This window comes from Miniphocaeibacter sp., assembly GCF_049276255.1.
In the GTDB taxonomy this organism is placed as follows: Bacteria; Bacillota; Clostridia; order Tissierellales; family Peptoniphilaceae; genus Miniphocaeibacter.
The window spans coordinates 1-24,986 of record NZ_JBASWB010000047.1 but is presented as its reverse complement, the minus strand read 5'-3'; the positions used below and the strand labels follow the sequence as shown (position 1 = coordinate 24,986).

Annotated in this window: 28 protein-coding genes and 3 pseudogenes; 7 read left to right on the top strand and 24 right to left on the bottom strand. The window is 28.6% G+C overall.

Annotated features, from left to right (window positions below):
* Positions 1-3 precede the first annotated feature (3 nt).
* Positions 4-840: a MerR family transcriptional regulator gene (locus WAO56_RS05070; protein WP_422144790.1), complete on the bottom strand. Its 837-nt coding sequence runs from the start codon at positions 838-840 to the stop codon at positions 4-6.
* Positions 841-1,355: 515 nt separating this feature from the next.
* Between WAO56_RS05070 and pflB the strand changes: the two genes are divergently transcribed.
* From pflB to pflA, 3 genes are read left to right on the top strand one after another with little or no spacing between them, the layout of a single operon-like run.
* Positions 1,356-3,440 (top strand): formate C-acetyltransferase, encoded by a 2,085-nt coding sequence (gene pflB, locus WAO56_RS05065; RefSeq protein WP_422144789.1) that lies wholly within the window; start codon positions 1,356-1,358, stop codon positions 3,438-3,440.
* 17 nt (positions 3,441-3,457) lie between these two features.
* Positions 3,458-3,700, top strand: coding sequence for an autonomous glycyl radical cofactor GrcA3 (gene grcA3, locus WAO56_RS05060; RefSeq protein WP_422144788.1), 243 nt, complete (start codon positions 3,458-3,460; stop codon positions 3,698-3,700).
* 1 nt (position 3,701) lies between these two features.
* Positions 3,702-4,466: a pyruvate formate-lyase-activating protein gene (gene pflA, locus WAO56_RS05055; RefSeq protein WP_422144787.1), complete on the top strand. Its 765-nt coding sequence runs from the start codon at positions 3,702-3,704 to the stop codon at positions 4,464-4,466.
* 24 nt (positions 4,467-4,490) lie between these two features.
* Here the strand turns inward: pflA and WAO56_RS05050 are convergent, their stop codons facing one another.
* From WAO56_RS05050 to WAO56_RS05030, 5 genes are read right to left on the bottom strand one after another with little or no spacing between them, the layout of a single operon-like run.
* A complete protein-coding gene (locus WAO56_RS05050; protein ID WP_422144786.1) occupies positions 4,491-5,840 on the bottom strand; it encodes a sensor histidine kinase in 1,350 nt (449 codons plus the stop codon).
* On the bottom strand, positions 5,828-6,490 hold the full coding sequence (locus WAO56_RS05045; protein WP_422144785.1) for a response regulator transcription factor: 663 nt from the start codon (positions 6,488-6,490) through the stop codon (positions 5,828-5,830). The genes WAO56_RS05050 and WAO56_RS05045 overlap by 13 nt, the downstream gene beginning before the upstream one ends.
* Positions 6,491-6,493: 3 nt before the next feature.
* Positions 6,494-7,216, bottom strand: a complete 723-nt coding sequence (locus tag WAO56_RS05040) for a lantibiotic immunity ABC transporter MutG family permease subunit (RefSeq protein ID WP_422144784.1) — start codon at positions 7,214-7,216, stop codon at positions 6,494-6,496.
* The gene (locus WAO56_RS05035; RefSeq protein ID WP_422144783.1) at positions 7,213-7,962 is read right to left on the bottom strand and encodes an ABC transporter permease; all 750 of its coding nucleotides are present in this window, start codon (positions 7,960-7,962) and stop codon (positions 7,213-7,215) included. The genes WAO56_RS05040 and WAO56_RS05035 overlap by 4 nt, the downstream gene beginning before the upstream one ends.
* Positions 7,955-8,656, bottom strand: coding sequence for a lantibiotic protection ABC transporter ATP-binding subunit (locus WAO56_RS05030; RefSeq protein WP_422144782.1), 702 nt, complete (start codon positions 8,654-8,656; stop codon positions 7,955-7,957). The genes WAO56_RS05035 and WAO56_RS05030 overlap by 8 nt, the downstream gene beginning before the upstream one ends.
* A gap of 273 nt (positions 8,657-8,929) precedes the next feature.
* Here WAO56_RS05030 and WAO56_RS05025 point away from each other — a divergent pair, with 273 nt between their 5' ends.
* Complete coding sequence (locus tag WAO56_RS05025; protein WP_422144781.1) at positions 8,930-10,348, top strand: cation:dicarboxylate symporter family transporter; 1,419 nt, start codon at positions 8,930-8,932, stop codon at positions 10,346-10,348.
* A 42-nt stretch (positions 10,349-10,390) separates the two neighbouring features.
* Here the strand turns inward: WAO56_RS05025 and WAO56_RS05020 are convergent, their stop codons facing one another.
* From WAO56_RS05020 to WAO56_RS04975, 10 genes are all read right to left on the bottom strand, one after another.
* Positions 10,391-10,600, bottom strand: coding sequence for a helix-turn-helix transcriptional regulator (locus WAO56_RS05020; protein WP_422144780.1), 210 nt, complete (start codon positions 10,598-10,600; stop codon positions 10,391-10,393).
* Positions 10,601-10,609: 9 nt separating this feature from the next.
* Positions 10,610-10,969, bottom strand: a complete 360-nt coding sequence (locus WAO56_RS05015) for a DUF6442 family protein (protein ID WP_422144779.1) — start codon at positions 10,967-10,969, stop codon at positions 10,610-10,612.
* 13 nt (positions 10,970-10,982) lie between these two features.
* Positions 10,983-11,327, bottom strand: a complete 345-nt coding sequence (locus tag WAO56_RS05010) for a DUF6442 family protein (RefSeq protein WP_422144778.1) — start codon at positions 11,325-11,327, stop codon at positions 10,983-10,985.
* Between the two features lie 150 nt (positions 11,328-11,477).
* Positions 11,478-11,972, bottom strand: coding sequence for a D-glycero-alpha-D-manno-heptose-1,7-bisphosphate 7-phosphatase (locus WAO56_RS05005; protein WP_422144777.1), 495 nt, complete (start codon positions 11,970-11,972; stop codon positions 11,478-11,480).
* Positions 11,969-12,727 carry a class I SAM-dependent methyltransferase gene (locus WAO56_RS05000; protein ID WP_422144776.1) on the bottom strand — a complete coding sequence of 253 codons (759 nt, stop codon included), beginning with the start codon at positions 12,725-12,727 and terminating at the stop codon, positions 11,969-11,971. Before WAO56_RS05000 ends, WAO56_RS05005 begins: the two co-directional genes overlap by 4 nt.
* A gap of 67 nt (positions 12,728-12,794) precedes the next feature.
* Positions 12,795-14,534, bottom strand: a complete 1,740-nt coding sequence (locus tag WAO56_RS04995; RefSeq protein WP_422144775.1) for a thiamine pyrophosphate-dependent enzyme — start codon at positions 14,532-14,534, stop codon at positions 12,795-12,797.
* Between the two features lie 60 nt (positions 14,535-14,594).
* Positions 14,595-15,230 (bottom strand): class I SAM-dependent methyltransferase, encoded by a 636-nt coding sequence (locus WAO56_RS04990; RefSeq protein ID WP_422144774.1) that lies wholly within the window; start codon positions 15,228-15,230, stop codon positions 14,595-14,597.
* A 175-nt stretch (positions 15,231-15,405) separates the two neighbouring features.
* Complete coding sequence (locus WAO56_RS04985; RefSeq protein WP_422144773.1) at positions 15,406-16,539, bottom strand: helix-turn-helix domain-containing protein; 1,134 nt, start codon at positions 16,537-16,539, stop codon at positions 15,406-15,408.
* Positions 16,523-16,801 carry a hypothetical protein gene (locus WAO56_RS04980; RefSeq protein ID WP_422144772.1) on the bottom strand — a complete coding sequence of 93 codons (279 nt, stop codon included), beginning with the start codon at positions 16,799-16,801 and terminating at the stop codon, positions 16,523-16,525. The genes WAO56_RS04985 and WAO56_RS04980 overlap by 17 nt, the downstream gene beginning before the upstream one ends.
* The gene (locus tag WAO56_RS04975) at positions 16,768-17,016 is read right to left on the bottom strand and encodes an NUDIX domain-containing protein (protein ID WP_422144771.1); all 249 of its coding nucleotides are present in this window, start codon (positions 17,014-17,016) and stop codon (positions 16,768-16,770) included. Before WAO56_RS04975 ends, WAO56_RS04980 begins: the two co-directional genes overlap by 34 nt.
* Before the next feature lie 402 nt (positions 17,017-17,418).
* Here WAO56_RS04975 and WAO56_RS04970 point away from each other — a divergent pair.
* Positions 17,419-17,763: pseudogene (locus WAO56_RS04970) on the top strand (C-GCAxxG-C-C family protein); the annotation flags it as partial.
* A gap of 120 nt (positions 17,764-17,883) precedes the next feature.
* On the opposite strand, the gene WAO56_RS04965 reads toward WAO56_RS04970, so the two are convergent.
* From WAO56_RS04965 to WAO56_RS04955, 3 genes are read right to left on the bottom strand one after another with little or no spacing between them, the layout of a single operon-like run.
* Positions 17,884-18,360, bottom strand: coding sequence for a hypothetical protein (locus WAO56_RS04965; RefSeq protein WP_422144770.1), 477 nt, complete (start codon positions 18,358-18,360; stop codon positions 17,884-17,886).
* Between the two features lie 15 nt (positions 18,361-18,375).
* A complete protein-coding gene (locus tag WAO56_RS04960; protein ID WP_422144769.1) occupies positions 18,376-18,807 on the bottom strand; it encodes a hypothetical protein in 432 nt (143 codons plus the stop codon).
* On the bottom strand, positions 18,807-19,007 hold the full coding sequence (locus tag WAO56_RS04955; RefSeq protein WP_422144768.1) for a helix-turn-helix transcriptional regulator: 201 nt from the start codon (positions 19,005-19,007) through the stop codon (positions 18,807-18,809). The genes WAO56_RS04960 and WAO56_RS04955 overlap by 1 nt, the downstream gene beginning before the upstream one ends.
* Positions 19,008-19,178: 171 nt before the next feature.
* On the opposite strand from WAO56_RS04955, the gene WAO56_RS04950 reads away from it, so the two are divergent.
* Positions 19,179-19,925: a threonine/serine ThrE exporter family protein gene (locus WAO56_RS04950; RefSeq protein ID WP_422144767.1), complete on the top strand. Its 747-nt coding sequence runs from the start codon at positions 19,179-19,181 to the stop codon at positions 19,923-19,925.
* Between the two features lie 16 nt (positions 19,926-19,941).
* On the top strand, positions 19,942-20,394 hold the full coding sequence (locus WAO56_RS04945; RefSeq protein WP_422144766.1) for a threonine/serine exporter family protein: 453 nt from the start codon (positions 19,942-19,944) through the stop codon (positions 20,392-20,394).
* 48 nt (positions 20,395-20,442) lie between these two features.
* On the opposite strand, the gene WAO56_RS04940 is transcribed toward WAO56_RS04945, so the two are convergent.
* The 5 genes and pseudogenes from WAO56_RS04940 to WAO56_RS04920 all read right to left on the bottom strand — a co-directional run.
* Complete coding sequence (locus tag WAO56_RS04940; RefSeq protein ID WP_422144765.1) at positions 20,443-21,624, bottom strand: M24 family metallopeptidase; 1,182 nt, start codon at positions 21,622-21,624, stop codon at positions 20,443-20,445.
* A 26-nt stretch (positions 21,625-21,650) separates the two neighbouring features.
* Positions 21,651-23,186: an AbgT family transporter gene (locus WAO56_RS04935; RefSeq protein WP_422144764.1), complete on the bottom strand. Its 1,536-nt coding sequence runs from the start codon at positions 23,184-23,186 to the stop codon at positions 21,651-21,653.
* A 156-nt stretch (positions 23,187-23,342) separates the two neighbouring features.
* The gene (locus WAO56_RS04930) at positions 23,343-24,107 is read right to left on the bottom strand and encodes a tyrosine-protein phosphatase (RefSeq protein WP_422144763.1); all 765 of its coding nucleotides are present in this window, start codon (positions 24,105-24,107) and stop codon (positions 23,343-23,345) included.
* 68 nt (positions 24,108-24,175) lie between these two features.
* Positions 24,176-24,553 (bottom strand): annotated as a pseudogene (locus tag WAO56_RS04925) (family 1 glycosylhydrolase); the annotation flags it as partial.
* A gap of 252 nt (positions 24,554-24,805) precedes the next feature.
* Positions 24,806-24,986, bottom strand: a pseudogene (locus WAO56_RS04920) (hypothetical protein); the annotation flags it as partial.

The window sequence follows — 24,986 nt, the reverse complement described above, 5'->3', positions numbered from 1 at the left end:
CTTTTATTTATGAATAGGTATTAATATTTCTGTAACAAATTCATTTGAATTTCTTGTTGTCCAATAATCAACTAAGTATCTTTCATAAGATCTGCCTAATGGTCTATAACCTTTATTATTAATCCAATTATGTAATTTTTTATAGGATTCATCTATATTTTTATGTGGTCCAATATGATATATATTTGCATATAAACCACTACTCATAGTATGTTTTTTCAATAATCCTTTACATGGCTTTAATGGAGTTTGCATTATTTTAACATAATCGCTTTCCCCATTCATTTTATCTAAATATGAATCAAACATTAATATAACAGCTCCTGATATTTCATTGTCATGTTTTTCTAAATGTTCAACCCACTCTATATTTATTATGGATTCCATATAATTATAATTAAATTTTTGTTCTAAATAACAATATTTTTTCTCATTTAAATATTTATAACTCGGTTTATCTACTTGATGATCTACTACATACTGAGCCTCTTTTATTAATTCATGCCATTCCCTTGTAGCCTTGTAACTATTATCTAATTCTTCTCTTAAACTTTCCAGCTCTCTTGACTTATCTGCTAATTTTTCCCTTATTCTGCTTTTTGTATCACCTGATATTACGTCTTTCATCTCATTTAATTTAAAACCCATTTGTTTATAGTACTTTAATACTGGAACATTTAATAAAGTCTCTTTACTATAGTATCTATATCCTGTTTCTTCATCTATTTTATCAGGTAAAACAACACCTGTATCGCTATAGTAGCGAAGCGTTTTCTTACTAATTTTACAAATTTTGCTGGCTTCTCCAATTAAGTACATCTTATCATCTTCAATTTTCATAATCCTCTCCTAAATTAAATGTACTAATTACCTATTCATATTATTATTCTATACTTTCCACCTATGGGGAATGTCAAGAAAGTAATAATCTTTTATTATATTATAACCTTTAATTTGAATTTCCCTATTTTTAAGTATTCTAAAAAAATTAAGAAAATTAAACTCCTTAATATTATTATATAATTAATTATTTATTTAACTATATTCTAGTATTTATATAACGCCTTTTCACTTTTCACAATTTAAATTGCTAATATTTATAAATAAATAATATCAAAGTGATTTAGCTCATTTTAATATAAGCTTTATTAGGTTACAATTATAAAAATAATTAAATACCTAACTAAATTTACATAAATACATAATAATACGTGATCAGGTTCACTGATATTCATTATTAATTAAGCTATAATTACTATGCAAGGATAAAATTTTTATTTGCAATACCTACTATTTAGATAGGATTTAGTTGTTTAAAATATATAGCCCATTTATTTACAAATTAAGGAGATTTTATGAAAAAAGAATGGATAGGATTTTCAAATGGTAATTGGCAAAAAAAAGTTGATGTAAGAAATTTTATTCAAGAAAATTATACTGAATATAAGGGAGACGACAATTTCCTATGCTCTCCTACTGAGTCAACAAAAAAACTTTGGGATATTGTAACAGATTTACGTAAACAGGAAAGAGATGCCGGTGGAGTATTGGATATGGATACAAAAATCATATCTACTATTACTTCCCATAAAGCCGGTTACCTAAATAAAGATTTAGAAAAAATTGTTGGTTTTCAAACAGATAAACCTTTTAAAAGGTCCTTACAACCTTTTGGTGGTATAAGAATGTCCCTTGCTGCATGTAAGTCCTATGGCTACGACATCGATAATAATATTGTTGATATTTTTACAAAATACAGAAAAACTCATAATAGTGGAGTTTATGATGTTTATACAAGTGAAATGAGAAAGGCAAGGAAATCAGGTATTATAACCGGTCTTCCTGATGCCTATGGTAGGGGAAGAATAATCGGTGACTACAGAAGACTTGCCCTATACGGAGCAGACTTTTTAATTGAAGATAAAAAAAATCAATTGCTTAGTACTGAAGGAATGACAATGAGCGATGAAAATATAAAACTAAGAGAGGAGCTTTCTGAACAAATAAGAGCTTTAAATGAAGTAAAGGAATTAGGTGAAATTTATGGTTTCGACATTTCCAATCCTGCTAAAAATGCTCAAGAGGCTATTCAATGGTTATATATTGCCTATTTAGCTGCAGTTAAGGAGCAAAATGGTGCTGCTATGAGTATTGGAAGAACTTCAACTTTCTTAGATATTTATATTGAAAGGGATTTGAAAAATGAAACTTTAACCGAAAAAGAAGCCCAAGAATTAATTGACCATTTTATAATGAAGTTAAGACTTGTAAAATTTGCAAGAACTCCGGAATATAACGAATTATTTTCCGGTGACCCTACTTGGGTAACTGAATCAATTGCCGGAATGGGAGCAGACGGAAGGTCTTTAGTTACTAAAAATTCCTTTAGATATTTACACACTTTAGTAAATTTAGGAACTTCCCCAGAGCCAAATTTAACAGTACTTTGGTCTCCTAAACTTCCGGAGAATTTTAAAAGATACTGTGCTAAAATTTCTATTTTAACCTCATCTATACAATACGAAAATGACGAACTAATGAGACCAAATTTAGGTGACGATTATGCAATAGCTTGTTGTGTTTCTTCCATGGCAGTTGGAAAGGAAATGCAGTTTTTTGGAGCTAGGGCAAATCTTGCTAAATGTTTACTATATGCAATTAATGGCGGAGTTGATGAAAAGTCAAAGGTACAAGTTGGACCAAAATATAGACCGGTAAATACAGAATATTTAGATTATGATGATGTAATGGAAAAATATGACAGTATGATGGAATGGTTAGCAGAACTATATGTTAATACTTTAAATGTTATACATTATATGCATGACAAATACGCTTATGAAAGAGTGCAAATGGCCTTTCATGATAGAGATGTAAAAAGATATTTTGCTACAGGTATTGCCGGACTTTCTGTTGTTGCTGACTCCTTATCTGCTATTAAATATGCAAGGGTTAAACCAATTCGTGACGAAGATGGGATTATTACTAACTATGAAATAGAGGGTGATTATCCAAAATATGGAAACAATGACGATAGAGTTGATGAACTTGCTGTTGATTTAGTAGAAAGATTTATGAACAAAATTAGAAAACACAAAACATACAGAAACTCTATACCAACAATGTCAATATTAACAATTACTTCAAATGTAGTTTATGGTAAAAAAACCGGTTCTACTCCTGATGGCAGAAAGGCTGGAGAACCATTTGCTCCAGGGGCAAACCCAATGCACAGAAGGGATAAAAAAGGTGCCTTAGCTTCTTTATCATCTGTTGCAAAGTTGCCTTTTAAAGATTCACAAGATGGTATATCCAATACTTTTTCAATTGTACCAGATGCTTTAGGAAAAGAATTAAATATACTACAAGGGGATTTAGAGTTTGAATTTGAAAATAAAATTTGTGAATCCTGTGAGATTCCAAATTTAGACCTAGATTAACTGAAAAGGAGGCATTAATGAAAGTTAATAATTCACAAATAGATAATTTAGTTGCTATGTTAGATGGCTATTCTGAAAAAGGTGGTCACCATTTAAATGTAAATGTATTTACAAAAGATACTTTATTAGATGCTCAAAAGCATCCTGAGAAATATCCTCAATTAACCGTAAGAGTTTCCGGTTATGCCGTAAACTTTATAAATCTAACAAAGGAGCAGCAAGACGATATAATTAATAGAACTTTCCATGAGGGAATGTAGTATGAAAGGTTATATTCATTCTATTGAAACCTTTGGAACAGTTGACGGGCCAGGTATAAGATATGTAATTTTTATGCAGGGTTGTCCAATGAGATGTTTATATTGTCATAATCCCGATAGTTGGAAATTCCATAGGAAAAATGGCAAAACCGTTGACGAAATACTAGAGGACTATAATAGATATAAACCCTTTTTACACAAGGGTGGTATTACCGTATCAGGTGGAGAAGCACTCTTACAAATTGATTTTTTAATTGAACTTTTTGAAAAAGCTAAAGAAGAAAATATACACACATGCTTAGACACCAGTGGAGTTCCTTTTAATAGAAGTGAAAAATATTTAAACAAAATAGACCAGTTACTTAAAAATGTTGATTTAGTTCTTTTAGATATAAAACACATTAATGATGAAGAGCATAGGAAATTAACAGGAAGAAGTAATAAGGAAGTCTTGGATTTTGCTAATTACTTGTCTGAAAAAAACATCCCTGTATGGATAAGACATGTAATAGTACCAAATATAACCTATAAAACAGAATACCTTTTAAAACTTGGAGAATTTTTAGCAGAGTTAAATAATATAAAAGCTGTAGATATACTTCCCTATCATACAATGGGAGTTTCTAAATATAAAAATTTAGGAATTCCCTATCCCTTAGAGGGAACAGAAGCTTTAACTAAGGAACACGCTAGAAAGGCTTATGATATTGTAATGTACTCTATGAAGAAAAAAAGAGCAGAATTGAAAAATAAAAATATAGCATAAAAACATGGTTATTTGACCATGTTTTTATGCATTTAAAGGAATTATTATATTTACAATAGCTCCTTTGTTTCTATTATTTCCGATTATTATTTCTCCACTAATTTCTTTTAAAACTTTATTACTATAATAAAGACCTATACCTGAATGAGAATTCGTATTTTTGTTTCTGCCTTTATCTTCAGTATAAAAAATTTCCTTTCCTCGTACTAAAGCTTCTTCTGAAAATCCCTTTCCATCATCAAGAATAGTAAATATTAATTTTCCTTCTGCATTCAATTTTAAAACTACAGTATTTTCAGCTCTTTCTAAAGCATTCACTACAACATTATTCAAGGCTCTTTTTAATCTTTCTTCGCTATAATTTAAATATTTTTTCCCATTTAAATCATTTTCTATTATAAGTTTCTTATTATAATATTTTGAAAGCTTTTTAATTTCTAAAAAATATTTATTGAAAAATTCCATCAAATCAAATTCTTTAAAATCATCAACAATATTTTCATCTGTAATATTTTTCAATTCTTCTAAATACTTCTGTATTTTTAATGTATTTTCATAAATATAAGCTATATCCTCTTTATTTTCACCTTCTTCTTCCAATAAAAGCTCAGTTTCTCCCTTTATTACCGTTAATGGGGTTTTTATATCATGCATTAATGCCTGCATTTTTACTTTGTTTTCTTCTTCTTTTTCCCATTGCTGTTTTAAACTATTTTTTAAATTTTCTTGCATATAGGAAATTCCCTTTAAAAGTTCGTTTACTTCATATATTTCGCTTTCCTCTAAGGAGAAATTTAGATTATCTATATTCAAATTCTTTATTATCTCCTCTGTTTGCTGGAAATTTCTACTTATTTTTTTTGAATTTCTATAGGCTAAAATATAGATACATAATAGTATTTCCACTACCATTAAAATAATCCCCAGTGCTTCTATATTAGGAAGATATCTTTGTAATACTTCATTTTTATATTTAGCTTTAAAGGAATAAACAAGTATTAAAAGGCTATCTCCCCTTTCTATAGCCTTAATATATTTCCCTTGTCCTATAGCATTCTCTCCCTCTGTATAGGTTTCATATACCAGTTTTTCATTTTCTAAATTACCTTCCTCATATTTTCCATCTTTGGTGAAAACTCCATAAACCGCTGGAAATTTCAAAATTTTCTCTGGTTTACTATCCTCTTTTTTCAATTCGTCTATATTTTCACTTATATTAGCCTCTTCTTCATTTGCTGGGTAGACTAAACCGAATTTTATAGTCATTGTTATAAGACTTAAATTTAACAATACTATTAAAATGGAAATTAACACTATTTTTATAGTGTATTTTAAAAAAATATTTTTAAGTTTCTCACCTTTTATTCTTTCCATCTATATCCAATTCCCCATTCTGTCTTTATTGGTGATATATTATATTTCTTGAATTTACGTCTAATGTTTTTTATATGCTCTGTAATTGTACTATCAAAACTATCTTTATCATAGCCATATATCTTTTCAAATATCTGCTCCCTTGAAAATACCTGATTTCTATTTAAAGCCAAAAGTTCTGCTATTTCATATTCTGAACTTGTTAGATTGATAATATTATCCTTAACAGAAAATTCCTTTCCCTTTATATTTAGTTTGATTTCCCCTAGATTAATATGGTTTACTCTTTCTCTTTTTTCCCTACGAATATGAGCATTTACCCTTGCCCGTAATTCTACAAGAGAAAAAGGCTTAGATAAATAATCATCTCCTCCTAAGCCTAATCCCTTTATTAAAGAATTTTCATCATCTAAGGCTGTAAGAAAAATTATAGGTCCATCAAAATCCTCCCTTATATTCTTACAGATTTCAAATCCGTCAACTTCCGGCATCATAACATCAAGTAATATTAGATCAAATTCTCCCAAGTCCATTGTAAAAATATCCTTGGGATCTTGTTCCGTTTTTATTACATGACCTTCTTTTCTTAAAGCTTTATCTATTACTTTTAAAATTCCAATATTGTCATCTACAGCTAAAATCTTTGCCATTTTTTATTCCTCTATATTGTTTCCTTCCCAACTTCTATACCAAAACAATAAAAACAAAACAATTATAATCGTTACAATAAGTACTATTGTTTTTGAAAAATAATCTATATTTATTTTTATATTCTGTAATTTAATTATACTATAATATCTTAACGATCGTGATATCCAAGAGCAAGGGAAAAACTTCCATAAATAATCCCCTAATCTTGTTAAAAAAACTGCATTTATCATAGCTTCTATTGCCCCTAGAAAAATTGAAATATTTCTTGAAAATCTCATATCTACAAAAAAATGGACTAAATAAGTAGGTAACATTGTTACCGTTAAAATCAATATGGATTTTAATACTAATTCCATATAGTTGAAATTTCCTATAAGCAATTCATATAGAAATACTGAAAAAACAATTGCCAAAAACCCCATTACCCAAAGTCTAAATATTTTAGTAAAAAAATACTTGAGCTTATTTTCATTTAACAATATACCTTTAAAATTTCCAGCCTGTCTTTCTTGCTCTATATTTATTGTTACAACTATGGAAATCATAAAAGGTAGTCCTATGGATATTAAATCCAACAAGTATATTATTTGTCTAAATTCGCTAAATCCATACAAAAAACTAAGAAAAAGCATTCCCAACACCAATATTATTGGTGCTAGTAAATGGATTAAATACTCTCCTGATTTTTTTGCCTTTAAATTTTCCGTCCTTATAAACTTAATCATTTTACCAGCTTCCTTCTATTCCATAGTTTTATTAATAAAAATGAAAAAATTAAAAATACACTTATATTTATCCCTATTGATAAACCCATTTGCGAAATTGAAAGTAATGGTATTTCACCATTATTTAATACTCCATTAGGCTGTATTTTAAAAATAGTTGACATTAGCATTGAGGTAATGGAAAATGGATTATATAAGGCAACTTCCGTTTTCCACATTAAACCATCTAGTATGTTAAATATAATAATTCCACCAACTGTTACAAGTAAATAGGAAAACTTCTTAACCAATAATCCTACCATTGGTACTAAAAACAAATAGCTTATATTAATGATTAAATTTCCCAATATAATATTTAAAATACCTGTTCTAATTTCAAAATCAAAAAATTTACTGTAGACCAATATTAAAATTAATACCAATATTGTAAATATAACTGTTGATATAAGAGAACATATAGCAACTGTTACAAGCTTTGCAAGACCTAATTTCTCAGTGTCCTCTACCGATAACAAAAGTCCCTTATATTCATTTTTTTTATCATTTTGTCCAAATATATTTCCTGTAATTAAAACCAATATAGTTGGAAAGAATAATATATACCACCAGTTTAAAGCAATATCCAGCATATAGTATTCTCCCGCTACAACTGCAAGTACCATTGCAACAAAGGGAATTCCAACAACTATTTTCATTGTAGAAGTCCTTTTTAATTTTAAAAGTTCAGCCTTTACATAATTAAACATAAGCCTCACCCTTCCTTATGATCTCCATAAATGTTTCTTCTAAACTATGAGTTTTATCCAAATTTTCCTCGTACTCCAATTTGCCATTATAAATAATTCCTATTGTATCAGCAACCTGCTCTACTTCTGTTAAAATATGAGATGAAAGTATTACCGTTATACCTTTTCCAGGAAAGGATTTTATTAGTTTTCTTAATTCTTCAATACCTAAGGGGTCTAAGCCATTTGTCGGTTCATCTAATATTAATAAATCTGGCGATTTTAAAAGAGCTATGGCAATTCCTAACCTTTGCTTCATACCAGTGGAATACTTTTTAGCTATTTTCTTGTCCTTTTTCTTTAAGCCTACAAGTTCTAATAATTCAGTAAAATCCTTGTTTTCTAAATTATTCATTAAAGCATAAACTCTTAAATTCTCCTCTGCTGTTAAATTCGGATAAATAGCTGGCGACTCTATTAATGCTCCGATTTTTCGTATGTCCTCTTTTTTCCACAAGCTATTTTCAAAATATATGCTACCTGATGTTGGTTTGCTAATTCCGCAAATCATTTTTAACAATGTGGATTTTCCTGCCCCATTTGGACCTAAAAGTCCATATATAGTATTTTTTTTAAGATTTAAATTAATATTATTATTACTTTTTTGTTTTCCATAAATCTTTGTTAAATTTTCAGTTTTTAAAATATATTCCATAATTTTCCTCCTTTTTATTTATAATTAAATATTAATAAATAAATATAAGGAAAATATAAGGAAGTTAAATATTTTCTTAATTATAAATACCTAAGTTTTTAAATAAAAAATATATGTATTAACATTTAATAATAAAACATTAATTTCATAATTGATATACATTTCTAAAATCGGGTATAATATTTAAGTAATTTCAAAAAATCTTCACTTGGAATTACGACTAATATTGTAGGATTAATTAATTTCCTACAAAAAATGAAAGGAGTTGTATTTATGATTAATGAATCATTTTTTACCCAATTTTTAAAGCTAAGTAATTTTTATACTATTTCAGCTATTATTGTATTAGTAATTTCTTTATTATTTTTAAAATATTTGAAGAGTAAAAAATTAAGCTTTTCTAAACGTATGATTATTGCCTTAATATTAGGTTTAGGAATTGGGATTGCCATCGATTTAATTGGTGGAGAAAATACCGTTTATTTAGAATATGGTCGAGTTGAAATTTCATCTTGGTATGGACTTATTGGTACAGGCTTCCTTAAATTAGTTCAACTTTTAGCTATTCCAGTAGTATTTTTATCTATAATAAAAGTTGTAATTGACGTTCAGGGAAACAGACTTAGGACATTAACAGGAAAAACATTTTTTGCTTTATTAGGAACTACTGCCATATCTGCTATTGTTGGTATAATAGTTGTTAAAATATTTAACTTAAACGGAGCAACTTTTGCAGGGGAATTAACAGAACAAAAAATGGCAGCAATGAGTAATGTTGCTACCCAATCCTTCCCTGAATTTTTCTTAAATCTTGTACCTAACAATATTTTTGCTGTTATGGGAGATAATGGAAGTATAGTTTCCGTTGTAATTATTGCAGCTTTATTTGCTGGAGCAATAAGATTTTTAAAGGTGAAAAAGCCAAAGGAAGTAGAGCCTTTTGTTACCTTATTAGAATCATTAAAGGTTACCGTTAACTCTGTATTAACAAATATTATAAAACTTATGCCCTATGGTGTAGTTGCCTTAGTATCTAATACTATAATTTCCAATGGACTAAAATCCATTTATGGAATGTTAAGCTTTATAGGTGCACTTTATGTTGGTGTAATAATAATGTTGTTAGTCTATGTAGTAATTTTAATAGCAGTAGGTGCAAACCCTATAACATTTTATAAAAAAGCCTTTACAACATTATTATTTGCATTTTCTTCTCGTTCAAGTGTAGGTACCCTACCTTACACCTTAAAAACTTTAGAAAATGATTTAGGAGTTTCTAACCAAACTTCAAACTTTGTAGCAACTTTAGGAACTTCCATAGGAATGAATGGCTGTGCCGGAGTATTCCCTGCAATGTTAGGTGTTTTAATAGCATCTGCTGTTGGTACAGAAATGACATTTTCCTTCTATATGCTAGTAGTAGTCGTAGTAACAGTAGGCTCTATTGGTATAGCTGGCGTTCCTGGAACCGCAACTGTTGCAGCTACAGTTACTTTAAATGGATTAGGATTTGGCCATACTATTTCAAGTATTGGAGCTGTTTTTGGAATAGATCCAATTATAGATATGGGACGTACATTATTAAATGTAGCCGGCTCCATGGTTTCAGCAATTCTTGTAGATAAATGGGAAGGTACTTTTAATAAAGAAAAATATAATAGCCCAATGGAAAAAAATTCTGAAGAAGAATAAATAAAAGCTTATATCCTATTTAAAGGGTATAAGCTTTTTCTATTAAAAATAAAATAATTCTTCAAACTTTTTATCTAAGGCTATACATAAAATAAGGGCTAATTTAGCTGTTGGATTAAATTGTCCTGTTTCTATTGAACTAATGGTATTTCTTGAAACACCGACTAGGTCTGCTAGTTTTTGTTGGGAAAATCCTTTTTCTGTACGAACTTTTTTCAAATTATTATGTAGTATTAATTCTTCTTTTTTCATAATACTTCCTTAAATTGAAATAACAAATTTATATGTATATATGAAATACATAATTACATTAGCTAAAAAAGCTACTCCATATAAAATTGAAGATATAATATATTTTTTATCCTTAATTTTCCTATATATAAATAACTGATTGGCGGAAAGACATCCTAAAAGTATTGCTATGAATTCAAAAAATGGAATTCCTTGTTTTAATTTACCAATATCTGAAAATATTGGTTTTGAAATAGCAAAAAACAAACATAGTATAGCAACAACTATCATAGATTTATTCATAGCCTTTAGAAAAACCCTATCTTCATATTCTTTAATTTTTTCATTTCTTGCCCTATTTAAAATTTCTTCCTTATTTAAATTTTTCATTTTGATCTCCTTGCTATATTTTTAAAGTTGATTTTATATGAATTATAAAAGATATTATAAATAAAACTAAATATATGCAAATTAATATTATACCAACCTCTTTACTACTATTTTTATATTCGTATTTATATTTATAAAATTTTTCAATAAATTCTATGCCAGTGGATATTACTAATATAGCGGATATTACTCTTATATCAAAATCAATAATAGCATTAAAAATAAATAGTCCAAAAACTAAGGTGTAAATAAAAATAATTCTCTTTCTATTATATTTATTCTTTAAATATTCTTCTCCTTCGTCTTTGTTTTCATTTCTTGCTCTATTTAGTATTTCTTCCTTATTTAAATTTTTCATTCTGACCTCCTTGCCAAGTTTACTTGGTAAATACATTATAATCTCGCCAAGTTTTCTTGTCAATAGATATGTAAAAAAACTATATACAATTTTGCATATAGTTTTTTAACCATTTATTTTCAACTTCGACCAAATAAAACAGGTATATACCTATATAAATTTACTAATTTCCCAAATATTTTCAATTTTATTTTTACAATTTAAATTTATTCCAAAAAATTTTACTCCAATATTTTCTGCTAGTTCCATATCACATTTAGAATCCCCTATAAATATGGATTCACTCATGTCTATACTAGGATATTTTCTATTGGCTTGTTCTATCATTCCTATTTTTGGCTTTATACAATTGCATTTTTCTTCTCTTGAATGAGGGCAGTAAAATATATCCTCTATATTTATTCCATTGTCTTTTAATATTTCTAGTAATTTAATATTAAAGTCCTTATATTGTTTTGTTGTTATGTAGTTTTCCCCAATTATATATTGATTTGTTATAATAATAAATTTAAATCCCTTATTTTGTAAATATTTAAGTCCTTCTATTGAGCCAGGTAAAATTTCAGGCTCCTCTATTTTGCTCCATTGTTCGTCTTTATAGTCTTTGTTAATTGTTCCATCTCTATCTAAAAATGCTACTTTCATTTATTTTTCCTTGCTACAAATACATACCTATGTTCTGTTCCTTCTATAAATCCCTTTTCTTCAATATCCCTATCTATTGCAATAAGTTCGTCTATGGACCTATCTACAGAAAAATTTGGAAATTCCCACTCTATAATTTTAGCAAAATACACTAAAGCTCCTGTATCGAAAAATTTTATTGGTGTAAAGGACTCATTGCTGTAGATAATTTCAAAATCATTTTTTTCTAAATTAGGTAAAACCCTACTTAAAATATTATCCGAATATTTAGGTTTAAAATCCTTAATAAGCCTTTTAGAAAGGTCCCCATCATTTTCTCCACCGATTTGTTGACTTATAAAATATCCACCAGGTTTTAGTACTCTTGCTACTTCTTCTATTTTAAAAGACTCATGTCTATTTAATACCAGGTCAAAGGATTTATCTGGAAAGTTTAATATTTTATCGTCTGTTACAAACTCAACTTCTATTCCCATTGGAGATAATTTTTCTTTACAAAGTTTAAAGTTAGGTAAATATCCTTCTGTTACAGATATTAAGTTTGGATTATGTTTTAGTGATAGTACAAACTCTCCACCACCTGTTCCCATATCCAGTAATTTATAATCCTTCTTTAAATATTTTTCTATAATTTGTCTATAATCCCAAGGAATTTTTTCATCTTCCCATCTGCCTTTTAAATGTGAAAAATCCCAACCTTGAAAGGAAAATTTTTCTTCAGCCTTCCAACTTTTAATTTTATTTTCTAAATCCATGTAACCACCATCCTTAAACAATAAAAATCCTTAGTCTAAGTATAGCTTAAACTAAGGATTTTTTTAATTACATTTCTTTTAATATTTCTGACAATGCCGGTTGTCCAAATACATTATATGTTTTCTTAAATTCTTCTATTTCTTCTTTAGAATAAATTTCTGGATCTAATTTTATATTACTTGTGTCTAATGGATCTGAATATAGAAGTTTTGCATCTAATAATATAGGTTTTTTATTACCGGATTTTTGAAGTTTCATTATTTCGTCCATTGCCTTATTTAATTCTTCAATATTTTTAACTGTATAGGATATTGCTCCCATTCCCTCTGCAGTTTTTGCCCAATCTACATCGGTAATATCTACACCATACATAAAGTCCTTTTGTATTTGGGCATGTTGAATAAATCCGTAGGAACCATTACTTAATACTATATTAATAATTGGAAGTTCGTATCTTACCTGAGTAATAATCTCTTGCATATTCATGGCAAATCCACCATCGCCTGATATACTCCAGACCTGTCTTTCAGGATTTGTCAACTTTGCTGCAATACTGTAGGGAAGTCCTACTCCTAGAGTTGCAAACCAGCCACTTATTACATGCCTTCTCTTCTTGTTTAAAGGCAACATTCTTACAGAATACATGGTATTATTTCCAACATCTAAACCATAAAAAGCATCTTCTGTAGAACGGTCTCTTATTGCTTTTATTACTGCTTCTGCATTAAGTCCCTTACTGTCATCATCGGCAATATTTTCCAACCAATTATCCCAGTTTTGCTTATTTATTCTACAGGCTTTAAGAAAATCTGTTTCTTCTCTACTATAATCAGACTTTAATAACTCTTCTAAGAATTCTTTTCCATCGGCAACTATTCCCATTTCTACCGGAATTTGTTTACCAATATCCTCTAGATTATTATTTATTTGAACAATTTTTAAATCTTTAGGCCAAAATCTTGCAAATGGGAAATTAGTCCCAACAAATAACATTAAATCAGCCTTATTAATTGCCTCAAAGGCAGGTTTTGTCCCTAGACGTCCAAAGCTACCCATATAATTTTCATGATTATTTGGTGCTACAATTCCTATTGACAGTGCTGAACTTATTATTGGCATGGAAAATTTTTCAGATATTTTTACAACTGTATCCCTACCACCTTTAAGCCCTAAACCGCCATATATTACAGGTCTTTTAGCCTTCTTAATCATTTCTATAACCTTGTTTACATCATCCTTAACAATAGGTTGTTTTTTAACTATTGGAGGTGTTTTCTTCTCTTTCCTAGGACTATAGTCTATTTCCTTTTCAACTAAATCATTTGGTAGTATTACAACAGCTACTCCCTTTTTTGAATAGGCTGTCCTAATAGCTTCTTCAATTAAATTCGGGATTTGTTCTGCAGTTGTAGCCATTTTATTATATACCGCTACATCAGAATAAATAGGAATTTCATCCATTTCTTGAAAGAAATTAGTATTAACATTTTCTGTTGCTGACTGACCTACTATTGCCAGTAAAGGAACTCTATCCATTTTTGCATCGTATAGACCATTGAAAAGATTTGTTCCTCCCGGTGCTGCTGAGCCGTAACAAACACCAATTTCTCCTGAAAATTTAGAATAGGATGTTGCAGCCATTGCACCTGCTGATTCATGACGTACTTGTATATATTCAACCTTGTCTCTTTCAGTATAAAGGGCATCCATTAATCCGTTTACTGAACTTCCTGGTATACCATAAATATGTTTAACATTCCAAGAATGTAAAACATCTACTAAAGCTTGTCCTGCTGTTATTTTCATATGTCCACTCCCTATTAATTATTATAAGAATTACGCTTTATACTAATACCCATTTTATAACTATTTAGTCATAAATAGAATTCCGGAGCAATAGGAATATTTTTCAAAACTCATTTCTACATTAGTAAACCATTTTTTTGTATTGTCGTATATTAAATAATATTCATCATCATCCCAAATATCTATGTCTTTGGTTCTAGCGAATTCCATTTCTTTCTTTGTTTCTGTAATTATATCTGCAATAATTATTGTTCCTTTTTCAATTAAAATATTAAAGGCTTCTTCCAATAATGATTTTTTTGAACTATCTTCTAAATGATGTATTGCGTAATTGCAAATTATTATGTCAAATTTCTTTTTATTTATTTCATCCGGTAGTCCGTTAGCAAAATCCCAGTTTATTAAATTTGCATTTGGAATAAGAGTTTTTGTTTTTTTAAGCATTTCTTTAGAAAAATCTATTCCTGTAATATTATATCCTTTATCATATAATAATTTTGCTAAAGTACCTGTTCCTATTCCAATATCAAGTATATTTTTATAATTTGTTGTTAAAATATATTCTTCAATTCTATTTTGTATTTTTTCATAAGCTGCAAATGGATATTTATTTTCTTTATCACTTTCTCTTACTTGTCTATTATAATTTTTAGCCCAGCTATTAAATTTTTCAATTTCAAAACTATTTTCCTTCAAAATATCTCCTTTATTAGTCCATCTTATATTTTTGTCGTTCTTCCTACCTTTTTACCTTTTATATACTTAAATGATTTTTTTATACTTTTCATAATTTTACCTCCTTTTTATTAAAATTTGTCAATTAAATTGACCAGCTAGGTATTTTGTAATTTATCAATAGTACAATTAATATTTATAACAAAATTTTTCCCAGTCTTTTTACTATATTTTTAAATTTATCCTCCTTTTCAAGAACTGAAAAGCTAGGATTATTTAATATCGGCTCTACTAAAGCCTTTTTTACATCTTCTTCCTTCATAGTATTAGTTGACTGAAATATAAGATTATTTTCAAGCCATTCTTCTAATTTATCGAAAAGTTCTATTCCCTTTAATTGTAGTGGAAAGTCTAAATTTTCAATTATTTCCGTATATTCTTCTAAATATAATAGGGCCAAGTCAATTTTTCCTAATTGAGAGTAACCTAATGCTGTAAGTATATAATAACCTAGGGTAGAATTAGTTAGCATCTGCTTAAAGTCCAATAGGTCAATAATATTTCCACCTAATTTTACAAGTTTTTCAAACCATATTTCATTAACCGGTAATGTAGTTAGCTTTGCAACAATAATTCCTAAAATATTAATGGAATTTTGGTAAAGTAATATTTGAAAGCCATATTCAAATTCATCTAAATCTCCCTTGGCTAATAATGCAGATATATATACTTCATCAAGTCCATTATGAACAGGGGAAAGTAATTTTTCTCCAATACTTATTATTTTATTATATTCCTTTTTTACCATGAAGGTTACAGACTCTATTAGTTCTGCTTCCTCTAAATAAATAGTATTACTGGAAATATTTTTCACCTGGCCTGTAAGCTCAAAGACCTTATTGTAGTATTTTTCTAAATCCTCCTCTTCTTTTACTGAATAGGTTGAATTTAATAACCATTGTGCCATAGATATTAAAAATTTAGCTTGATTCTTATACTGTCTTAAGTAAAAGTTTAATTGTTTAAAAGCTTCTTCTATTCCCTTATTATTTAATAATCTATTTAAATTTTCTGTTAAAACTACTATTTGCTTATTTGTTAAATTCGATTCATAGCATAGTAATTCATCTATTGTAATATTAAATAAGGTTGCTAGCTCAGGTAGCAATAAAATATCGGGATGACTTCTTCCCCTTTCCCATTTTGACACAGAAGCTTTTGTTACTCCTAAGTAATCTGCTAATTGTTCCTGAGTCCAGTTTATTGATTTTCTTTTTTCAGAAATAATATCCCCAAGTTTTAAAACCTTGTTGCTAAATATATTTTCCATTTTCTTCCTTTTCTACTATTAACTCCATTGTTTTTGGTAAATCAAATATTCTCTCTTTTATAAATTCAGGATAGAGATATTCATCTTTTAATTTTTCAAAAGAAAGCCAAGTAAATTCCAATTTTTTATTATTATTTTCATATACTGTAAAGTTTTCCTTATTCTTTAAAACATCATTTTTAATATTAATTAAAAAATAAATACCTAATTCATGATATTTTTCCCTGCTTATATCTTCAATAAAAAATTTTCCACTAACCATAAGGGTCTTTCAATTTTTATATCCGATTTTAATTCCTCTTTAATTTCTCTTTTTATTGCTTCTTCTATTGTTTCATGTAACTTTACCCTACCACCTGGTAGATAGTAGTAGTCTGACTTTCCATCTTTCATAAAAAGTATCTTTTTATTGTTTAAAATTATAGCTCCTACTCTGTAATTAAATCTACCTTTTTCAACTTTTATTTCTATATCCATATTTCCTTCCTTTTGCAATTGCTTAGTTATAGCCTATATCATATAATAAACCTAACTATTAGGATAATTTGCAATGATTAAATAAACCAAAAGGATAATAAGTAATAATACCCCTAACATTTATTATACTGGAGAAAAGCAAAACTCTAAAATTTATAAATAAAGTGCTTTCCAGTATTATTGTTAGTAATACACCTTCTGAAAAAGATACTTTATAATTAATGGTAAAAAAACCAAATTTTTTTGTATACGACTTAACATTAATGAAAAAATAATTAAAGAGGAAAAAATATAAAGATATATAAGAAATAAATATAATTAACTAGGAGTGAAATTATGGTAAATATTGACTATGTAAATAATAAAATGGCTGAAGGACTAAACTGAGGTCAAGTAGTTGTAGATTATTTTACAAAAGATATAGGTATATCTAAAGAATTTGCACATAAGATGGCTGCCCTTTTAGGCTCGGGTCTTAACCTTGCATCTACTTGCGGTGCAGTTACAGGAGCATATTTAGTACTAGGTCTTAAATTTGGAGAAAACACCGGTTTTACAAAAGAAAAAATGAGAGAATTTAACGAAGAATTTATTAAAGAAAACAAATATTTTAATTGTCTAGATTTACTTGGCTATAATATGACAATTCCAAAAGAAAGACAAATAGCTGTAGATTCCGGAATTAAGGGCCATATCTGTCCTAAAGCCGTTGCAAGTTCAATTAATATTTTAGAAAAAATTATATAAAGCCTAATTACTAGGCTTTATATTTTTCTTTCCAAGATATATTCTTTATCGTTTTTTGCATCCGAGCCATCAAAAACTCCTAATATATTAACCTCCTAAAGTCTTTATAATTATTAAACCCTACTCTTTCCTATCCAATACCCTATAGGAAATAGTGTAGGATAAAAGCAATAATAAAAGTAATTTACCCATTAACATTCGAATCTCAGGATTTGTAATTCCCCTTGTCATAATGATTAAAACCATTGCTAATGCCAATATTCCCAAAGCTATTCTCGCCGATTTTAATGATATATTTTTATTTCTTTCATCACCCTGCCTAATTCTTTCGCTTTTTAACTTTAAAGGATTCTTTAATATATTCACAGTTTTAAAAATTAGAATAACACTTGCAAAAATAAGCCCGCTACCAAATCCATAATAGTAATACGCCCCTACTAAATTGTTAATCTTCAATATACTTTCCGATATTGTAGGAATTAATAAGGAAATAATTCCCATTAAAAATATAATTCCAAATAAGACCATCTTCTTCCTTAAAATAGCCCCATACTCCTTATCACTTTTTGTATTAACACTACAAAATAAACCTATCATTTTATTTTCCCTTCTTTACATTTCCTTTTCAATTTTTTCTCTATTATATATACTATAAATATTTATAAACACATAGGATATTGCAAGTATTATAATTGCTCTTTCTTCAACTCTTAAAAATATAAGCAATAATATAACAGCTCCAAATAAATACATTGCCATATTAAAGGCTTTAGCCTTTGTTAATTGAGATATTTTTATATTTCTTTCATCTTCTAAAGCTACAAGACTTTGTTTTTCTACTTTAGGATTATTTTTTATTCCATATTTTATTAAAATATTTCCCATTCCATGACCAAAAATTCCAATTCCAAAAATCAATAGAATATATGTTAATATCTCCACTAGACCTTTTAATTTACTGGTGCTTTTATAGAAAAATAATCCAAATACAATTAATAGAACACCAATAAATGATAAAATATAATCCTTTTTACTCTTTTTCATTACTCTTCCTCCTCATATATAAAAATATCTTCAATTTGCAGATTAAAATATTTCGCTATTTTAAATGCAAGATTAATGGAAGGATCATATCTTCCATTTTCCAACGAGCCTATAGTCTGTCTAGTAACTTCTAAGGCCTCTGCTAATTCTTCTTGGTTTATTCCCCTTTCCTTTCTAAGTTCCCTTAATCTATTTTTCACATCTATTTTACCTCCAAATGTTAAGTATGCTTTCCATTAATTTCATTATATCATCTTTTTCCCAAATGTAAAGCACGCTTTCCATAAAAGTATTTTTCCTAATATTGAATGGCTTTAGCAAATATGATATTCTAGTTAACATCATCGTATTAACTTATTTAGGAGAATTTTATGGAATTAGAAAAACTATTGGATTGTTCTACTAATATTGGCTATTTATTGCTATCTAATGGTGCTGAAGTATATAGGGTAGAACAAAGTATTGAATATATTTGTAAGGCATATAAGGTTGAGGATGTTAATGCCTTTGCTTTACTTGGTAATTTAATAGTTACAATTGAAAAAGATGGTAAATCTGTAACAAAAAGTAAAAGAATTAATAATATTTCTACAGACTTAGACAATGTAGAACAACTTATTGACCTATCACGATATATTTCTAAAAACTCTCCTGACTATGAGGAAATAAATAAAAGAATTTTAAAAATTACTAATTCACCTAAATACAGTACAGCAGTATATTATATTGGTTCAGCAGTAATTGCTGCTCCATCCTTTGTAATTTTCTTTGGCGGTACTTTTAAGGAAGCTTTTTTAACAATTCCCATTGCAATTATTATTACTTTTTTAAAGGAATTTCTTAATAGGGCAGAAATTAGTGGCTTGTTTGTAAATATTGTTTCAGGGTTATTTTTAATACTTGGTACCAATACAATAGAGCATTTCTTCACCGGTATTAATACCAGTAATATTATACTAGGTGCCTTAATGCTTCTAGTTCCAGGTCTTGCCTTAGCAAATGCTATGAGAGATATGATTATGAGTGATACTATTTCAGGTTTATCACGACTTATAGATGCTCTTTTAACTGCTGCTGGAATTGCCATTGGTATAGGTATAGGTATGTATTTCATATAATATAAGGAGAAAGATTTTGATTTATAGTAGTTTTTGGGCCTTTTTTTGTGCCTTCGGTTTTGGAATAATATTTAATATAAAGGGAAAGAATTTATTCTTTGCTTCTATAGGGGCTTTTGTCGGAAATATAGTATTTGTACTAACAAAAAATGCAACTAATTCCGATATTGTTGCCTATTATTTTTGTGCTATATCTTTTTCTTTATTAGCAGAAGTTTTTGCAATTTACAGAAAAATACCTGTTTCAATTTTTTTAAGTCCTTCTATGATACCTTTTGTACCGGGAGCAGCAATACTTTCTACAATGGAAAATCTAGTTGAAGGAAATGCAACTCAAACTTGGCAATATGGAGTTTATGCCCTACAAGTATCCGGTGCTATTGCTATGGGAGTAATAACTGTTTCCTTTGTGGTAAAAATTTGGAGAAACAGTATAAAAAAATATTTTTTTAAAATTAATGGTTCTTAAAATATAAAACAGTAGGAAAATTTCTTCCTACTGTTTTTGTTTTCTAAATTAAATATAATGAGGAGTTTTAGGTGTTAAAACCTCTGCTCCTGTTTCTGTTATAAGCACCATATCCTCTATATTAAAACCATTAAAATCATCTATATAACATGGTACTTCCATGGCTAAAACCATGCCAGCTTCTAACAATCTGGTTTCTCTACTATTTATATATGGCTCTTCAGCTGTTTGAGGTCCCATACTAATACTATGTCCTAAATGGCCTCTTTTATATGCCGGATATTTTTCCTTTACATAATTAAATCCTGTATTAAATAATTCATTAATTGGGATTCCCGGTTTTGCTAATTCTATCATTTTTCTTTGAGCTTCATATAGTCTATCTTTTAATTTATATAATTCTTTTTCAGCTCCTTCCATTACCCAAGCTCTGGAAGTATCTGTAGTATAAAAATCAAAGGCTGCATTTACTCCTGCATCATATTTTACAACATGGCCTTTTTCTATTACTCCATCTTCAGGAATAGTAAGTCTTGCACCATTTGGCCCTGTAGAAAACATAGACCAACTACTAGGTACACAAACTCCTGATTTTATTACATACTCTTTAAAACATTGGGACATTTCCTTTTCAGTAGTTCCTATGCCGACTATTTTACTTACTTCATAAAATCCATAATCTGCCACTTTGCAAATAGTTTTAAATATTTCTATTTCCTCTTTTGTCTTTACCGACCTTGAAAAAATAAATAAATCCGATATATTTCTAAATTCTGCAAAAGGTAGTTTTTCCTTTAATTGATTATAGTAATTAATTGGTAAATAATCTAACTCTAAACCTATAACTTTATTTTCCAAATCCATTTCTTTTATTGACTCTAACATTACTTCAAAGGAATTTACAAAATCAGGTTCTTTCGGAACAGTAGCATTTACTAAATCAGACCACTGTCTTACACCAACCCATGTTGTATATGGTTTTATTATATGAATATTATTTTCATTCTTTTTTACAAAGGTAGGATACTCAAAATCCATAGTAATTCCATGAGTTTTCACTTTTTCATCAGCTGACATTACTGCTAAAGTAAAACCTGCTTGACGTGAAACTGTATGTTGATGTCCTCCAAATCCAAGTATATAATGAACATTTTCCGGTGATGATACTATAGCACCATCTATACCATTTTCTCTTAATAATTTTTTAAATTTATTTTGTTTAGATTTCATTTCTTACCTCTTCTTAAAGCCCTAACTTAATAAAAAATAGATGCTCCTGGTCCAATTGGTAATCCTAATAGGTACCAAATTATAAACATAATTATCCAACTTACTAAAAATCCTAATGAATAAGGTAACATTGTTGAAACTACCGAGCCAATTCCTGCCTTTTTATCATATTTTTGGAAAAATGCCACTGTTAAAACGAAGAATGGCATTAAAGGTGCAATTATATTTGTACTGGAATCCCCTATTCTATAAGCTAACTGAGTCATTTCAGGAGAAATTCCCAACTGCATAAACATTGGAACAAAAATTGGTGCCATCATTGCCCACTTAGCCGAATCAACTGCAATAAATATATTTATAAATGCAGTTAATATAATAAATGCAATTAAAAGTGGAAGTCCAACAAAACCAATATTTTGTAATAAAGTTGCTCCTTTTACAGATAAAACTATTCCCATATTAGAATATTCAAAAGCTCCATTAAACTGTGCTGCAAAGAAAATTAACACAATAAAACTAGATAAACCGGAAATTGCCTTTTCCATTAATTTTATAATATCTTTTTCACTTGTTAATGTTTTTGCTCCGTATCCATATGCAATACCAGGTATTAAGAATAAAAGCATCATTATTATAATAATACTATTCATAAATGGAGATTTTAATATTCCACCAGTTTCAGGATCACGAAGTAACCCATTTGTAGGTATTACTAAAACAGCCACTATTATTAAATAAATTAAAGTAGCAATACCGGCAAATTTAATTCCTCTTTTTTCATCAGCAGTAACAGAGTCTGCTTCTTCTTTTACATCCGGTTTATATGCCGGAAGTCTTGGCTCAATAATTTTATCAGTAATAAAAGTTCCTACTATTACCAATAAAAAAGTTGATACAAACATAAAATACCAGTTTGCTACTGGCTGAACTACATAATTAGGATCTAATGTCTGTGCTGCAGCTGTAGCCATACCTGCAAACATTGGATCATTACTACCAATTAAAAGATTAGCACTCCACCCTCCGGAAACTCCAGCAAAAGCAGCTGCTAAACCAGCAATTGGATGTCTACCAAATGCCATAAATAAAATGGCTCCCAATGGTACTAATACAACATAACCTGTTGAACTAGCTATATTTGACATTATACCTAGAAAAATAACCACAGATGTAATTAATGCTTTTGGAGTATTTAAAGCAACTCTTCTCATTAATGCAGAAATTAATCCTGAACCATCTGCAACGCCAACCCCTAGCATTATAGTAAGTACAGTTCCCAATGCAAAGAATCCGGTAAAATTACCTATGGCACTTGTTAAAATATGTACTAAGCCATCTCTACTTAAAAGATTTTTTACTAAAACTGTTGTTTCTTCAAGTTTACCGTCAACAATAGCATCGTAGGTAACTTGTGTACCTAATTTGTTAAAAACAAATGATAGAAGTATTACTATTAGAAATAGTATAAAAAATAAAGTAGCTGGACTTGGTAATGCATTACCAACTCTTTCAACTCCATCAAGCATTCTTGACGATAATTTCCCTTCTTTTTTCTTACCCATATAATCCCCCTTTTCTTATAAAAACGTTTTTCTATAATAGAAAATACATTATTTATTATATTCTTAAAATAATAATATAACCATTTAACTGTTAAGTCAATTAACTGTATATAACATTATAGCTATTAAAACTAAATTTTAATAGCTATAATGTTTTTATATTAAATATTTTTCCAATAGAAATTTTCTTTCTTCCTTATCTACTTTTAATGCATTTTCTATATATCCGTCTAAGGAACCATATAGCTCATTAGCTTTATTAATAGAGGAAATTAGGTATTCTTCTTTTACATTTAATGCTATATCCATAGCTTTCAATTCGTTTTCTTTATATCCTAGCTCTTTCATTTTAGATATTATTCTATTATTTTCTTTTTCCCTCATTTTATTAGTTAAAAGATAATCATATAATATATTTTCTTTAGACACGCCTAATATATTTAAAATAATAGCTGCAGCAAAGCCGGTTCTGTCCTTACCTGCAAAACAATGAAAAACTAAGGAACCATTATTTTGTTTTAATAGTAAATCAATAAATTGTCTATAACCTGCAATTGCTCCGGAATCAACAATAAAATCCTCATAGGTCCTATTCATTAGATTATTTACCGCCTCTGGATTTGCTTCTTCTTTAAAGGTCTTTAAAGATGTAGCCCCATTGGTATTGTTTTTCAAAATATCTATATGAAAATAATCCACCCCATTAATTTTTGTATCCGGTGCTTCTTCCTTTTCATTTTCACTTCTAAAATCCACTATAGTTCTTAACTCATAATTGTTTAATAATATATTCTTGTCCTTTTCTGTAATATTTGTAATTTCTCCAGAACGAAGCAAGGTCATTTTCTTAACAGTCTTGCCTTCCCTTCCTTCATAACCACCTATATCCCTTAAATTTACAGGTCTTTCCACTAATGTCATAATAATCACCTTCTTTTATGTTCTTTTACTTATTTTAACACATAAAAAAATAGAAGAAACTAGTTCTTCTATTTTAATTCTTTATTTTCCGATAAACTCTTATACCAATATGCACTTTTTTTAGGAAATCTCTCCAATGTATTAAAATCTACATAGAACAAGCCATATCTTTTATTATATCCATTAGTCCATGAAAACAAGTCCATCAAAGACCATATAAAATATCCCTTTATTTCTACACCTTTTTCCATAGCATTTAATATTGCTTTGAAGTGTTCTTTTACATAGTCTATTCTATTATCATCCGTAATTTTTCCATCTACTATAACATCCTTATCACCCATACCATTTTCAGTAATATATATTTTATTATAGTTTGGATATTGTTCCTTTATAGATAAAAGCATATCTTCCAAACCCTTTGGGTATATTGGCCAATCCCACTCTTCATTTCATATCATCAGATATATATTAAACCTTTTAAATTAGCCATTATTAGAACGTTCATTTCTGTTCTATCCGTCTAATTTGGATACATTTATAATTAATTTTACCCGTTCCAGTCCCAGTTCCAGTAAGAAAATGACTCTTATCCAACATTAACTGAATTTACTTGTCATTGTAAACACCATATTTTTTAAGTATTCTAAAGAGTGTTACAATATATATAATGAGTTAAAGAACTATTGTCTCCACTTCTACTTTTTATTCACCTTATGACTTTCCCAGCTTTTAACCAAATTCATGGCTACCTCTTTTGGATCATCTGCTTGAGATATGACAGAAACTACAAAGAAACCTTCTACTCCAGTTTTTGCAAGTTCCTCTATATCCTCCAGCCCAACCCCTCCTCCTATAACTATAGGAATAGGACTGAGT